General features: G+C 42.6%; 12 protein-coding genes and 2 pseudogenes. 4 read left to right on the top strand and 10 right to left on the bottom strand.

Going from position 1 to position 15,150, the window contains the following annotated elements; all coding sequences use genetic code 11:
- Positions 1-298 precede the first annotated feature (298 nt).
- The 9 genes and pseudogenes from ABF638_RS08925 to ABF638_RS08885 all read right to left on the bottom strand — a co-directional run bounded on the left by ABF638_RS08925 (position 299) and on the right by ABF638_RS08885 (position 8,217).
- Positions 299-1,930: a mucoidy inhibitor MuiA family protein gene (locus tag ABF638_RS08925; protein WP_435022072.1), complete on the bottom strand. Its 1,632-nt coding sequence runs from the start codon at positions 1,928-1,930 to the stop codon at positions 299-301.
- 121 nt (positions 1,931-2,051) lie between these two features.
- A complete protein-coding gene (locus tag ABF638_RS08920; protein WP_435022070.1) occupies positions 2,052-2,993 on the bottom strand; it encodes a LysR substrate-binding domain-containing protein in 942 nt (313 codons plus the stop codon).
- A gap of 245 nt (positions 2,994-3,238) precedes the next feature.
- A complete protein-coding gene (locus ABF638_RS08915; RefSeq protein WP_435022068.1) occupies positions 3,239-4,027 on the bottom strand; it encodes a BMC domain-containing protein in 789 nt (262 codons plus the stop codon).
- A 47-nt stretch (positions 4,028-4,074) separates the two neighbouring features.
- Positions 4,075-4,857 carry a transferase gene (locus ABF638_RS08910; protein ID WP_435022066.1) on the bottom strand — a complete coding sequence of 261 codons (783 nt, stop codon included), beginning with the start codon at positions 4,855-4,857 and terminating at the stop codon, positions 4,075-4,077.
- Positions 4,858-5,043: 186 nt separating this feature from the next.
- Positions 5,044-5,289: pseudogene (locus ABF638_RS08905) on the bottom strand (ribulose bisphosphate carboxylase small subunit); the annotation flags it as partial.
- Between the two features lie 108 nt (positions 5,290-5,397).
- Positions 5,398-7,050 (bottom strand): annotated as a pseudogene (locus ABF638_RS08900) (ribulose bisphosphate carboxylase small subunit); the annotation flags it as partial.
- A gap of 112 nt (positions 7,051-7,162) precedes the next feature.
- Positions 7,163-7,465 carry a EutN/CcmL family microcompartment protein gene (locus ABF638_RS08895; RefSeq protein WP_069071088.1) on the bottom strand — a complete coding sequence of 101 codons (303 nt, stop codon included), beginning with the start codon at positions 7,463-7,465 and terminating at the stop codon, positions 7,163-7,165.
- A gap of 6 nt (positions 7,466-7,471) precedes the next feature.
- A complete protein-coding gene (locus tag ABF638_RS08890) occupies positions 7,472-7,816 on the bottom strand; it encodes a carbon dioxide-concentrating mechanism protein CcmK (protein WP_010995041.1) in 345 nt (114 codons plus the stop codon).
- Between the two features lie 92 nt (positions 7,817-7,908).
- A complete protein-coding gene (locus ABF638_RS08885) occupies positions 7,909-8,217 on the bottom strand; it encodes a carbon dioxide-concentrating mechanism protein CcmK (RefSeq protein WP_012410633.1) in 309 nt (102 codons plus the stop codon).
- Between the two features lie 657 nt (positions 8,218-8,874).
- Here ABF638_RS08885 and ABF638_RS08880 point away from each other — a divergent pair.
- The 3 genes from ABF638_RS08880 to ABF638_RS08870 all read left to right on the top strand — a co-directional run bounded on the left by ABF638_RS08880 (position 8,875) and on the right by ABF638_RS08870 (position 13,611).
- Positions 8,875-10,731, top strand: coding sequence for an NAD(P)H-quinone oxidoreductase subunit F (locus ABF638_RS08880; RefSeq protein WP_435022061.1), 1,857 nt, complete (start codon positions 8,875-8,877; stop codon positions 10,729-10,731).
- A gap of 96 nt (positions 10,732-10,827) precedes the next feature.
- Positions 10,828-12,333, top strand: coding sequence for an NADH-quinone oxidoreductase subunit M (locus ABF638_RS08875; protein ID WP_435022059.1), 1,506 nt, complete (start codon positions 10,828-10,830; stop codon positions 12,331-12,333).
- 147 nt (positions 12,334-12,480) lie between these two features.
- On the top strand, positions 12,481-13,611 hold the full coding sequence (locus ABF638_RS08870; RefSeq protein WP_435022057.1) for a CO2 hydration protein: 1,131 nt from the start codon (positions 12,481-12,483) through the stop codon (positions 13,609-13,611).
- A 325-nt stretch (positions 13,612-13,936) separates the two neighbouring features.
- Here the strand turns inward: ABF638_RS08870 and ABF638_RS08865 are convergent, their stop codons facing one another.
- Entirely contained in the window at positions 13,937-14,407 is a 471-nt protein-coding gene (locus ABF638_RS08865; protein ID WP_435022082.1) for a GNAT family N-acetyltransferase, read from the bottom strand.
- A gap of 142 nt (positions 14,408-14,549) precedes the next feature.
- Here ABF638_RS08865 and ABF638_RS08860 point away from each other — a divergent pair, with 142 nt between their 5' ends.
- On the top strand, positions 14,550-15,035 hold the full coding sequence (locus tag ABF638_RS08860; protein ID WP_435022055.1) for a hypothetical protein: 486 nt from the start codon (positions 14,550-14,552) through the stop codon (positions 15,033-15,035).
- The last annotated feature ends 115 nt before the right edge of the window (positions 15,036-15,150 follow it).

Genomic DNA, 15,150 nt, shown 5'->3' with positions numbered 1-15,150 from the left:
ACGCGATAAATCGCCGTCTCTACAAGTGTTTTGGTCTTATCTGAACTGTATTGCACCAAGAATTGCTACGACCAGAGAAAGCTAGCTCTGGCGAATGAAATTCGCGGCTATACAAACAAAACCCTCCTCCGTGGGTTTCAAATTCTTTGAGTCCGCGTAGCCGCGATTTCTAATCGCCTGGTATATTTGTAAAAGTGAGATGCTCCCGCTTCCTTTTGAGCGTCCCAAAGTTTGTTGTCGCTCTAAGTGGCAAAATTACGAGGCGGATCTTGAATGCCTCCTTTAATTTTGGGATTCCCTAGATATCTAACCCAACTACCATTAGGTCAGGCGGATGTTCAACATTAAACTGGTAATATATCTCTCGTCGTTCTTGGGCTGGAAGAGTTAACTGCCATTCTAAAATCCCCATTTCACCAAGTTGAATTTGTGGGTTACTGCGACTGAGGCGGACTTTAATTTGCTCGTTGCGGCTAACTGGTAATTGTTCAGTTAGTTTCAGATTTACCTCTTTGTCGAGTAAGTTAGTAATTATCAGCCGATAACTATAAGTAATCCGGCGCTGATTGCTAATTAATCTTTTATCTACCAGACGTTCAACTAAGTCGCGCTCAATTTTTAAACCTTCGTCAATTCCTAAGTTCAGTTTGAATTCTTGCCCTGGTGCAATATTCTCCAACCCAGTAGTGCCGACAAAAACGTTGTCGCGGAAAATATTCGCTTTACCTGGTAACAAAGTCGCACCGTTGGGATTATTTTTTACATTCGCTTGTAGATAAGCAAAGCTTACCAAGCGCGGCATTGCGACATAATCGAAGCTACAAGGATAATCATCATTAAAAATCGTAGTTTTATGGGGTGCGCCATCACTGGGAATATTGCCACCACTATTCAATTTAAAGGTAACTACACTACCTTCTTTGGATACTTCTGCCACAACGGTTTCTGCTGGGATAAGACTATCTTGTGCAACTTCATCTTGTTCTTGCCAATCCGCTCTGGCAGCAGAAGCAGGCGGTTCTGCTATGGTAGGTAGCAGTGGTGGCTGGGCAGTAAATCGGTGTCGTTGTAACAGTTGTGGACGTGGCGCATCAATATACCAGGGTTCAAGTTTGGGTGGGAGTGTACCTAATCCCGGTTTAGCGGTAGAAAGGGTAAGATTTGCACCAATCCAATCTTCGCCAGTGCTTTGAGTAATTTCTGCAAGGTAGCTCAGATGTACAATATCGCTGGTAGTGCTAAAGCGTAAGTCATAAAGCGGATTCCAACTAGCGCGATTTACTATGTAAGATACCTCTAATTCAAATTTTCCTTCACCCGCTACTTCAACTGCTACAACTAAGTTAAAACTCTCTTTGGGATGGGGCGTTTGAATTTTTTGCAATGAGGTGTGGAGTGCTTGCAGTTGTTTGTCTAATTCCTGCTGTTGGGTTTTGCACTCTCCAGATGCGATCGCATATTCACTATACTGGCTTCCGAGAAAGTTCAAAAAATCCAAAGTTTCGCTAAGGCTGAGATTTTTCCGAGACAAACTCTGTGAAAAGGGTTCTTCTGTTTTTTCACGTAAGCCAGCGATAAAACTAGATTGCAATGCTAAAGCATCCACCTGAGCTTGCAGGTGGCGTTTTTCTGCTTCTAATTGCTGGATTTGCCTTGTCAAATTTGCGACTCGCTCCGCTACGGGTTCAGTAGTGTAGATGCGATCGCTACTAACTCCTACCAAGCGCACCCCTACCGTACCAGTACCGCTAACCCTGACAGACTCAGTTTCTAGAGTCATTGGCATTGCGGTAATTACTAATTCCTGTTCAATTCCTGTTAAATCAACTACACCCCGCCGTGTAACCAATGCTCTGTCAGCATACACGGTAACAGCTACAATCTCGCTTTGTACTGTTTTGCGCCAAGATGGTATTTCCGGGTTAACCACTACTAGTTTTCCCCCATTTTTAATGATTCTGCTGGTTAATTGTCAATGTTTACTGGTCTAACAGTCAACCCTTTTAGGTAATTCGTAATTCGTAATTCGTAATTACAAATTACGAATTATTTTAGCCGTGAATTGGTTCAAGAGCATTAGAAGCATTATCAGTATTTTGCTCGACAAAATTCTTTGCCGCAGCTAGTAGATACTCATAATAGGCACGAGCAACGATAGATAGCTGCTTGCCAGATGGGTAAACCATGTACCAATGTCGCTGAATGGGGAAGTGTTGTACATCTAAAATGTTAAACTCTGAAGTGTCTGACAGTAAGGTATGACGAGATAAAACAGAAATACCTAAACCACCTGCGATCGCTTGTTTAATTGCTTCATTACTTCCCAATTCTAGCTTGACTTTTACCGTTACCCCTTCTTCTTCAAATAGCTTTTGGACGGCACGACGAGTTCCTGATCCAGGTTCCCGCATAATAAAAGGTTCGTTAGATAAGCGTTGTATAGGAATATTTTTTTCCTTGGATAACGGATGATTAGTTGGTGCAAAGACTATCAAAGGATTTTCTAAAAATGGTTCACAAGTCACATCTATATTGTCTGGAATTTGACTCATAATATATAAGTCATCCAGATTTTGACTCATTCGTTCTAAAATTTGTTCGTGATTTGTTACTTGCAGCGAGATATCAATCCCTGGATAGAGTTCGCAAAAGGGCCCTAACAAACGTGGAATAAAGTATTTTGCTGTTGTAATTACTGCCAAGCGTAATTGTCCCTGTTTTAGCCCTTTTAAATCTGCCACCTTCATTTCATACTGGGCTATATTGTCAAAAATCTGCCGACAAGTGGCAAATAATTCTCGTCCTGCCTCCGTCAAATACAATCGCTTCCCCACTTGCTCAAATAATGGCAAACCTACCGATTTTGTGAGTTGCTTGATCTGCATAGAAACGGTAGGTTGGGTGAGAAACAATTCCTCCGCAGCACGAGTAAAGCTACTGTGCCGTGCCGCCGCCTCGAACACCTTTAACTGGTGCAGCGTCGCTTGGTTCAAGGGTGATTCTCCTGTATATAACGATTAATAGATATATAACTAGTATTGCTGAACACTGGCAAATGATATAGCAATGCTCACAGAAAGTTACGAGTTTCATTATAGATAAAACTCTATTATTTATATTAAAACAAAAGTATTCTACTTATGGATTGAAGAAGCTATTATCAGAACAGCAAAAGCGTAAGATGCCTTCCATCTAAACGATGAATGTTGAATGATGGTTTTTCAAAATTCATCTATCATCATTCATCATTCCATAATTCTTCTTGAACTTTTGTAGGTAGCTTGGTTAAATCTGGTAATCTTAGTACCTCGATTTCGGCAACTTGTTCTTTAATATTCACTGGTAAGTTTAACGGTTCGCGTTCTTCTATCCAACATCTTGCTAATGGCAAGGTTAGCTCCATTTCGTCGAGAGGTCGGGGAATTACCATGACTGCATTTAATTCCCCAATTCGTTCGGCTTCAAACATTCCCGCTTCCACTGCTACTGCCACATTTGCTACGGAACCACGAATAATGGCTGTACATAAACCCGCACCAATTTTTTCATAGGCTGCTAACTGAACATCAGCAGCTTTGAGCATGGCATCACAAGCTCCTACCATCGCTGGAAATCCTCGCGTTTCTACTAAACCAATTGCTTGATTACTCAGACGGCTGTAATTGCCCTCTTCCATCAATTTAGTAAAACGGGTTGTGATGGGAAGCACTATATCTAAGTTGGGATAAGGTCGGGGAATCACCAAACTAGAAACTAACTGACCAAACTGTTCAGCAGTTTGCACACCAGATTCTACCGCCAGACGCACGTCAGCAATTCCACCCCGGACGATCGCAGTACAATGACCACTACCAGTTTTTTCATACCCAATGAGGTGAACTCCCGCTGACTTCAGCATCATATCCGCTGTTCCAACGATCGCTGGGAAACTGCGGGTAGAAACTAAACCCAAAGCAGTATCCTGAAAGGTTTCTTGACTACTTGCTCCCTGGATGGTACGAATAGGCCGTTGATTATATGTTTCCATGTCAATTCTCCAAAATACGGAAAAAGCCGACAACTTACAATTAACACTTACTCGGACTGATTGTCAGAGTTTGAGTCGTTCAATGATTGTCTATGAGGAAACAATGTAGTCAACAGTCTGCTTATACTCCCTTGTCCATAAATTTGAGTCCCAAAACCGTTAGGGGATTCTGTGGTTGGCTGACTGGGGTCTGAGTTATGTTCTGTAGACGTTTGGGCGGCTTCTTCCAAGGTGGATTCAGCATCATTAGCCGGTTCTTCCACCGGAGGAGGCTGGCTTTCTGGAGTGGCAGGAGATTTAAAGTAAGAAATCGACTTATTTTGTTTGAAATCTACAAAAGCCGAGGATGAGAAGTTAGTTGAGGAAACTACCTTTTCCTTAACTCCCCCTAAGCCATTTTCTTCTTCCTGCTGCGGTGATGTATTTGTAGAAGCTGGGTTATTTGTAGATGGTTCTAGTTGCTTTGTTTGAGTAATTTGCCGACTGGTGTCTCCTAGAATTGAACCCGGTGGTACTACTTCTCCAGCTTCAACCGAATAGTTAAAAACTGTTGTTGCTGAACCAATGCAAGCATTTGCTCCAATTTTGCCCTTGCCAACCATCAAAAACCCGGCTCCCAGGTTTGCGCCTGCTTCTACCTCTAGGGTTCCTTCATGGACTTGGAGAATTGCTCCCATACCAATACAGACCCCTGGCCCAATGATGATCTTGCTGTTTATAGCCGCTTGGAGGATCACCCCAGGTGCAAGTACCGCGCTTGGATGAATAGTCACCTCACCACTAATGTAAGAATCAAAGTTATTGCTGAGGCGCAGTGGCGGCACAGACATGGAAATTTTAACCTCGGAAGCCGGAGTGGGGAATGGTGAATGGTGAATGGGGAATGGGGAGTAGTGAATGGTGAATGGTAAATGGTGAATATTAAAATTCCCTAGTCCCTACTATTAGGGAGTGGTGAGTGGTGGATATTAAAATTCCCTATTCCCTATTTCCTATTCCCTATTCCCTATTCCCTACTATGGTCGTTGAATAATCGTTTCTAATACCCGACGCTTGGCTTTGGGGTCAACACCAATTAAGCGCACATATTCCCCTGGATATTCGCCGAGTTGTCTTTCTACGGCTGCGATCGCTTCTCTTTCTGAAGAGGCTTGAATTTGACCGGTACTAGTCCATGAACCAGTACGGAACCGCCGTTGATCTACATGCTCAATGCTAATTTTTGAGCCGCTAGCCAATAACTGCCGGAGTTGGCCTACTACTTCTGTACTCAAGCGCGTACTGGTAGCTGTTGCTGTTGCAGTAGCAGAGGGTGTACTGCTAGTAAATGATTTTTGACTTTGACTGCCAGAAGAGGCTACTTGACCATTTGGACGTTGGATAATAGTCTCTAATACCCGCCGTTTGGCTTTCGGGTCAATACCAATTAAGCGTACATATTCCCCTTCGTATTCACCGAGTTGTCTTTCTACGGCTGCGATCGCTTCTCTTTCTGAGGAGGCTTGAATTTGACCGGTACTAGTCCAGGAACCTGTACGGAAGCGGCGCTCATCTACGTGTTCAAGGCTAATCTTCGATCCGCCAGCCAATAAATGCCGGAGTTGGTCTACTACTTCAGAACTCAAGCTGTTACTGCTAGCTGTTCCTGTAGAAGAGGGTGCTGCACTAGTAGTAAATGATTTCTGACTACCAGAGGAAGCTACTTGACCATTTGGACGTTGAATAATAGTCTCTAATACCCGCCGTTTGGCTTTGGTATCAATACCGATTAAACGCACATACTCGCCTTGATGGCTTGCTATACATTCTTCTAAGGCGGAGATGACTTGATTTGTGGAAGTTGCTTCAATTGGCTTGCAACTAGTCCAAGAACCAGTGCGGAAACGACGTTCATCTACGTGTTCCATACCGATTTTGTAACCACCTGCCAACAAGTGGCGGATTTGTTCTAGAGTTTCGCCACTGACTTTGCCACTGCTAGAACCGTTACCGTTACCATTACTGCTGCTGTAGCTGCCATTGCTATGACTACTAGTCGGCGCTCTAAAGCTGGTAGCTGGTTTTGCATCATCATCGGGACGTTGGATGATGGCTTCTAGCACACGCCGTCTGTCTTTGTCAATGCCAAACAGTCGGACATACTCGCCGCTATGGTCATTTAGACAGCTTTCTAATGCTGCGATCGCTTCACCGATGGATCTCGGTTCGATTGGCTGACAACTAGTCCAAGAACCAGTGCGGAAGCGTCTTTGATCTACATGTTCCGTACCAATTTTATACCCTTGCCCCAATAGATACCGCAACTGATCTATTGTTTCTGCACCCAAGCTATTGCTCGACACTTCACTACTCCTTTCCAACTCTAAAACAGTAATACCATTACCTGTATAAGATTTAGCGTTCTCATCCCGAATGGGTGCTATACATTTGCTATCCGCAGCACAGAGATAACCAGCTCGTAATGCCTGATTAATTCCAACCACATGATGAGCAAATTCCTTATCCTGATCTTGCACATCTGGCAAGCGGTCAGCTTGCTGCTGGCTGGTAATTATCGCTCCCGAAGGTATATATTTACCAGGGGGAATCTCTACGTCTTGAATTAAAGCGTGCATCATCACGATGCAACCTGCACCCACCCTGGCATTAAACACCGTAGAGCGAAAGCCAATGAAGGAATTATCACCTACATAAGCTGGCCCGTGAATTAGAGCCATGTGGGTAATGCAAGCGTTTTTACCAATCCATACTGAGTATTTATTTTGGTCATCGCCAATTACTCGGCCTTGCTCCAACCCATGAATGACAACACCATCTTGAATATTGGTGTTTTCACCCAAATAAAAAGGTGTGCCTTCATCCGCTCTAATCGTAGTCCCCGGAGCAACGATTACATTTGCACCTATTCGTACATCCCCAATCAGATTGGCAAATGAATGTACAAAGGCAGTTTCATGGACTTTGGGTTCAGCTAAATTCCTTGACCACGGGGTTGGGGGTGCCGCCGTGCTGCGGACTGCCATCGCGAGATTCCTCCTGTATTGTCATTTGTCAGTTGTCATTTGTCAGTTGTCATTTGTCCTTTGTCGAGAGCTAATGACTAATGACTAATGACCAATGACTAATGACCAATGACTATTGATATTGATCTTTTTTACTGTAAATAAGGCGATCTTCAACGTAAATGGTATCTATGATCGCCACCACCACTGCATCTAATGGGCGTTGTTCATTTCCAGTAACTTGACGAGCAGCACTACCACGACTGACAAGTACCCACTCATCTACTCCTGCTCCCACACTATCTGCTGCTACCTCATATTGTGGCAGGATGTTTCCATCTTCATCCACTAATTGTAACAACAGTAGTTTCACACCTCTGAGACTTGGATCTTTTTGGGTGCTAACTACTGTGCCGCGAACTTTGGCAACTTGCATTACAAATTACGGTCTTCTACCGAAAGGGCGAATTGCATTCACATTTTCCCGGAACTGCTCTACGTCTTCTGTATAACGAATTGGGAGGACGTATTCCAAGTTTTCGTGAGGACGAGCAATGATGTGAGTAGACAGCACTTGTCCGCCATTAACTCGCTTTACAGATTCAACTCCTGCGGCCACAGAAGCTTGCACTTCCGAAACGTCACCACGGACAATGACCGTCACTCGACCACTACCAATTTTTTCATAACCTACTAAGGTGACGCGGGCAGCTTTCACCATTGCATCAGCAGCTTCCACCACTGCCGGAAAGCCTAGCGTTTCAACCATTCCCACTGCAATTGACATTAGTTTTAATCCCTATTTGAAAGTTTTTAGCTTTGGACAAAAGTGATGCTCTTTTCAGGCAAAGAGCGTTAATTACTTTGTTTAAACAGCTTTTAAGTACGGAATTGTTCTACCGCTTCTGTGTAACGTATCGGCAAGACGTACTCCAGGTTTTCGTGAGGACGAGCAATGATATGAGTGGATAACACTTCACCACCAAAGACTCTTTTCGCCGCTTCAACCCCAGCTGCTACAGAAGCTTGAACTTCCGATACATCTCCCCTAACTATCACTGTGACACGAGCGCTACCAATTTTTTCATAGCCTACTAAAGTGACACGGGCGGCTTTCACCATCGCATCAGCAGCTTCCACTACTGCTGGAAAGCCCTTCGTTTCAATCATCCCAACTGCAATTGGCATCGCAGAACTCCTACAAAATGAATCTAATCAGTACTGTTGTTTGAAATTTTTGACGGGGAGAGCTTTATCTTAGAGTTAAGAAAACACTTCCAAATTAAGCATAGGAAAGCTTGGCGTCCCTGGCAATATAAATCACTATAATAGTTTATGATAAGAAAGTTTTAAAAAACTTAACAAAAATTTATCTGTGCTTCTGGGCAATTAAAGTTCACTGATTCCTAGAGCAGCCACTTATGCTTTATAATTTCTTTATCACATTTACAAAACGACATTCATAACCAAGGCTAATCCTATCTGGCAAAGGGCAAGCATAGGCTGCGTCTTTTGCTGCATCTATCTTTCTTCAAAAATTACTGTATGTACAAGGACTAGGTGAAAAATAGATAATTTTTTCAAATATATCGTATAAAGTACTTTGCTTAAAGTAGAAATACAAATGTAAAAAGGTCAGTGATGTTAAGGGAAGTAAATGCTTTTGCTTATGTAAAGTTATATTTTACTTATATTTAATAGGGTAACGTTAAGTAAAATTCCTTCTGGAAATTGACTTTAAAAAATAGTAAAAAAACATCGGGCTTTTGGTAGATTTATTTTAATAAATAAATAATCGTTTGAAATTTTTTTAAAATCAAGGCTGAGTCGTCAAGGAAAATTTAAATGGATCAATTTCTATTTTCAACAAGTTGGTTTGTACCTTTTTATAGCTTATTGGGTGCAATTTTGACCTTGCCGTGGGGAATAGGAATAATTAAGCGAACAGGGCCAAGACCTGCGGCATACTTCAATTTGTTGACGACCATTGTGGCCTTCGTCCATAGCCTGTTTGTATTTAAAAGTATTTGGGATAGAGAACCAGTAAACTTACTAATCAATTGGTTCAAAGCTGCGGATTTAGACTTATCTTTTGCCTTAGAACTATCGCCAGTCAGTATTGGAGCAACAGTTTTAATTACGGGGTTAAGCTTACTGGCACAAGTTTACGCTCTGGGCTACATGGAAAAGGACTGGTCGTTAGCGCGTTTTTTTGCACTGCTGGGATTTTTTGAAGCGGCGCTGAGTGGTCTAGCAATCAGTGATTCTTTGTTTCTCAGCTATGCGCTTTTGGAACTTCTAACGCTTTCGACTTATTTGCTGGTGGGGTTCTGGTATGCTCAACCACTAGTAGTAACGGCGGCGCGAGATGCATTTTGGACTAAACGGGTGGGAGACTTGTTGCTGCTAATGGCTGTAGTGACACTTTCCACCTTAGCCGGGAGTTTGAACTTTTCGGATTTATATGAGTGGGCGCAAACAGCTAATTTAAGTCCAATGACATCGACATTGCTGGGGTTGGCGTTAATTGCTGGGCCTGCTGGTAAATGTGCCCAATTTCCACTGCACCTGTGGTTAGATGAGGCAATGGAAGGGCCAAACCCCGCCTCGGTAATGCGGAACTCCCTGGTAGTTGCTGGTGGTGCTTATTTACTGTATAAATTTCAACCATTGTTAGCATTGTCACCAGTTGCTTTGAATGCCTTGGTAGTTATGGGCACGGTAACGGCGATTGGGGCAACATTAGTATCTATAGCTCAAATTGACATTAAGCGATCGCTATCTCATTCCACCAGTGCATACATGGGGTTAGTGTTTTTAGCAGTGGGGTTGCAGCAAGGGGGTGTAGCCTTGATGTTGCTGTTAACTCATGCGATCGCAAAAGCATTATTATTCATGAGTTCCGGTTCAGTCATCTTGACTACCCAAAGCCAAGACTTAACAGAAATGGGCGGTCTGTGGTCACGGATGCCAGCCACCACCACAGCCTTTGTAGTCGGTTCAGCGGGGATGGTAACACTGCTACCACTAGGAAGTTTCTGGGCAATGTTAGCATGGGCTGACGGTTTCGTGAATATTAGCCCTTGGGTAATTGGGGTTTTAGTATTAGTCAATGGCTTGACAGCATTCAACTTGACCAGAGTATTTAGATTAGTCTTTTGGGGGAAACCGCAACAGAAGACCCGTCGCACGCCAGAAGTTGGTTGGCAGATGGCGCTGCCAATGGTGATTCTCATCGTGCTGACCCTGCTTGTACCTTTGATGCTACAGCAATGGTACTTACTACCCGATTGGGAAAGTATTAATTGGTATGTGGCGTTAGCATTGTTTACTTCTACCGTAGTCGGGGTAGGTCTAGGGTGTACAGTTTATTTACACAAAGCTTGGTCAAGATCCAGAATCTTGGCGTGGAGATTTCTGCAAGACTTGTTAGGTTATGATTTTTATATTGACCGAGTTTATCTTGTAACCGTGGTAAGTGTAGTAGCACTGCTATCTAAAATTTCTGCTTGGAGCGATCGCTACTTAGTTGACGGTTTCGTAAACTTGGTTGGGTTTGCGACCATTTTTAGCGGACAAACTTTAAAGTACAGCATTTCTGGGCAATCTCAGGGCTATATGTTGACCATCCTAGCAGTTGTCAGCGTCCTGGGTTTTTTCATCAGCTGGTCATTGGGTTTACTAGATAAATTGCCTTTTTAAAGATATTGTCATTGGTCATTTGTGATTGGGTAAGAGTTTTTTCCCAGTCCCCAATCCCCAGTCCCCAATCCCCAATCCCCCATTCCATACCTACTTATGCTTAGTGTTTTAATTCTAGTGCCGTTAATCGGTGCAGCTTTAATTGGTTTCTCGCCCTCTGGCATCAATGGGAAATTTGCCCGTGGGGTGGCTTTGGTCTTTGCTAGTATCGCTTTCTTATGGACAATCGTACTAGCAATTCAGTTTCATCCAGGGGAAATTACTCAACAGTTTGCTGAATCTATCCCTTGGGTAGATGTTTTAGGTTTGAATTATAACCTTGGGATAGATGGTTTATCTTTGCCGTTGCTGGTTTTGAATGGATTGTTAACTGCCATTGCCATCTACAGCAGCGATGAATCCCTACAGCGTCCGAAATTTTATTACTCTTTGATACTATTATTAAGCGCTGGGGTGACTGGAGCCTTTCTGGCACAGGATTTACTGCTATTTTTCCTATTTTACGAATTAGAACTGATTCCGCTGTATCTATTGATAGCTATTTGGGGTGGCGCAAAGCGGGGTTATGCTGCTACCAAATTTCTCATTTATACAGCCGTTTCAGGAATCCTAATTTTAGCAAGTTTCCTCGGCATGGTTTGGCTGAGTGGTTCCTCTAACTTTGCACTAGCAACCTTGAACGCGACAACTTTACCTCTAGGGACACAGCTTTTACTGCTAGCGGGAATTTTGATAGGTTTTGGGATTAAAATTCCCTTAGTTCCCTTCCATACTTGGTTGCCAGATGCTCACGTTGAAGCTTCCACACCGATTTCAGTGCTATTGGCTGGGGTGCTGTTGAAGTTGGGAACTTACGGCTTACTGCGATTTGGGATGAACTTATTGCCAGAAGCTTGGAATTATCTGGCGCCTTGGTTGGCGACTTGGGCAGTGGTAAGTGTGCTGTATGGTTCATCCTGCGCGATCGCTCAAACCGATATGAAAAAAATGGTAGCATACAGCTCCATTGGACACATGGGTTATGTGCTTTTAGGGGCGGCAGCGGCTACACCTTTAAGTGTGTTGGGTGCTGTAATGCAAATGATTAGCCACGGCTTGATTTCGGCAATGCTGTTTTTGCTAGTAGGGGTTGTGTATAAAAAAGCCGGAAGCCGAGATTTAGAAGTCATCCAAGGATTGCTGAACCCAGAACGGGGTATGCCAGTAATCGGTAGCTTGATGATTGTCGGAGTCATGGCCAGCGCTGGTATACCGGGAATGCTAGGCTTTATCTCCGAATTTATAGTTTATCGGGGAAGTTTTCCAGTTTTCCCAGTGCAAACATTGCTATGTATGCTTGGTACTGGTTTAACAGCAGTTTACTTCTTAATTCTTGTCAACCGCGCCTTTTTTGGACGCCTGTCTGCACAGGTTACCAACTTACCGCGTGTGTATTGGAGCGATCGCATCCCACCTGCAATTTTAGCTATATTGATCGTGATTTTTGGCATTCAACCTGGTTGGTTAGTCCGCTGGACTGAACCAACGATTACAGCAATGGTAAATACCCAAAACGTAGTAGTAGCAGTGTCCTTGGATAAAGTAATGGGGACTGGGGATTAAGGATTGGGGACTGGGGACTAGGAATTAGCGACTAGGGAAGATTTTTTTGAATACATAATACCCAATACCCAATTCCCAGTAACCAATACCCAATACCCAATCCCCAGTCCCCAGTACCCAATCCCTAAACTTTTTGGATAGATAGCAATGGTAATTACTAAAAAGAAAGTTCCTCACAATCCCTTAGCTGAGTATATTGAACGTCTGCAAAAAGGAGAAGCATTACTCCCTGACAGTCCCGAAAATGTGCTGGAAGTTGTTGGTATTCTTAAAAGCTATGGCGTAGTTTTAGATGCCTACTCAAAAAATCTTAACTATATTGCCGAGCATCAGTTTTTAATATTTTTTCCATTTTTTAAATACTTTAATGGAGAGGTTTCTTTTCAGAAATTACTCCGTCACTGGTGGCATGATCGAATTAACTTTGAATATGCCGAGTATTGCATGAAAGGCATGATGTGGCACGGTGGCGGTGGACTAGATACGTATCTAGATACAAATGAATTTAAAGAAAGAGCGCAAGCTGTTATCGCCGCAAAATTTAAAAATAATCCCTTCATTCCGGGTATAAACCAACTATTTCCAGATTTCTTAACAGAACATTTACGCGTCTCTGCTTACTACACAGGTTTAGGTCAATTCTGGCGAGTAATGGCTGATATCTTTCTTAGCTTATCAGACCTTTACGACCAAGGCAAAATCAAATCGATTTCCGAAGTTGTAGAACACATTAAAGCGGGGTTAGTGGCAAATGCATCAAACCCAATTACCTACGCCGTCAAAATTCGGGATGAAGTCTATGAAATCATTCCCAAAAGTGTTGGTTTGACCTTCTTAGCAGATACAGCAATACCTTATGTAGAAGCAGTATTCTTCCGAGGAACTCCTTTCCACGGCACAGTTTCATACAATGCCCAAGGATATCAAATTCCTCCAGATCAAAGTCGATTTCAATATGGCGCATTATATGCTGATCCTTTGCCCATAGGCGGCGCGGGTATTCCTCCCACCTTGTTGATGCAAGATATGCGTCATTATCTTCCAGAGTATTTGCACGAAATTTATCGTCGCAGTCTTCGAGGTGAAGATGATTTGCTAGTCCAAATTTGCATAAGTTTCCAAAAATCGATGTTTTGTGTGACCACAGCAACGATTTTGGGGCTAATGCCTTATCCTTTGGATACTAAAGATCCAGATGAAGCAAAAGGTAATCGAGTTTATTTAGAGAAGTGGATGAGTCGGTTAGAAACTTCGCGTCTACTGGATGTGAATAAATAGATAAAAAAAGATTTTAATTACATTCCGATAAAAGTAAAAGCTGCTCAATCTTTGGGGTTTGAGTATAGTTTCTTAGTATCTAGCATCGTGATGCGTAGTGCTTGCACCTTGTTGGGATTGTGCTGTAACTATAGCGGTTCTCACTTGGGTGCAGTACACTTTTGACCTCTCTTCAAACCTCTCTCCTACGAGGAGAGAGGCTTTGAGTCTTACTCCCCTTCCCTTGAAGGGAAGGGGCTGGGGGTTAGGTCTGTATTCCATGCAATTGGGAACCGCTATAGTCTTAAGTTTAAGATTGATTGTTTCGCTAGCATTCAACAGATTATTATCCTGCTTTGATATGCTTTTCCATGACAAAGTTTATAAACTTTTGTCCTCTACGCTCTACCTCTTGCTTTTTTATAACAATAAATCCTTGCCTTTCAAAAAAAGGTTTAGCTGTAATACTGACTTCTGTAAATAACTTTTCAACCCCTAAAGACTTCGCTTTTAATTCAATCTGTTCTAAGATTTTCTTACCAACACCTTTCCTTTGAAAATCTTTATGACAATAAAAACGGTCAATATGACCATTAGTCTCTAATTCTCCAAAACCAATAATTTTGCCATCTTCTTCTGCTACATAAGTAAACTTACTTTCTAAACTTTTAATCCAAACTTCAATATCCATCTTTGCTGGTGCCCAAGCATCTACTTGTTCTGCTGTGTAATCGTGAATATTTACTTCATGAACAGTGTCGTAGAACAATTTCATCATTTCTTCCGTATCAGCTATTTCGTATTTTCTCAATCTCATAAGTAATGTGATTAAAGGCATTTCAGAGGATACAGCACCTTGCGGCCACTGATGTTCAAGGTAAATATATTTTTACTTAGTACAAATGTACTAAATTGCTGCTAAAATGCCTTACAAGTCAGCTAGCCTTGCTTGAGGTAGTATGAAAAAAATCCAAGATACGGACAAAAAGCCCATTTTGCTGAAAGTTTCGCTGTTGCAGCCTACATCTGTAACTACTGCTATAGTGCCACTGCGACTCCAAGAGGAAAAAATCATCAGTGAACAGGAGCGTTTAATCACACAAGTCGAACGCATCAATCAAATGGCAGGAGAGTTAGAAGCAGCGATATTGGAGTTGAAAGCGATCGCTAATACACTGAATACTCAAAAAGGTTCCCCATTCTTGAAGAAGGAGCCGTGGAAAAATATTTGTCAGTATTTCGCAGTTAGCGTCCCTTGGGTGAAACGAAAGCCTGACAAATCTTTTATTCTGACAACGCGAAGAGTTGATTTATTCCGAGCCGAAAGAGAAGCCGCACTGCTAGCACAGCAACTTCGTCAGCAAACCAAAAAAAGATTAGCATCGCAGCGACACAGAAAAAACAAGAGTGGAAATCACACAAAACGCTTGTTCAAAAGGTATTAGTCAACAAATCTTAAAATTATCAACATTCAACGGCATTTCACCCTTGAGGTTGTAACAGTTATGCTGATTGAAGTGGCAGAAGGAACTTCTTTCTCAAAATTGCCTACTATACTGC

It is taken from the genome of Nostoc sp. CALU 1950 (assembly GCF_051172895.1).
GTDB lineage: Bacteria > Cyanobacteriota > Cyanobacteriia > Cyanobacteriales > Nostocaceae > Nostoc > Nostoc edaphicum_A.
This window is presented reverse-complemented; position numbering and strand designations above follow the sequence as displayed.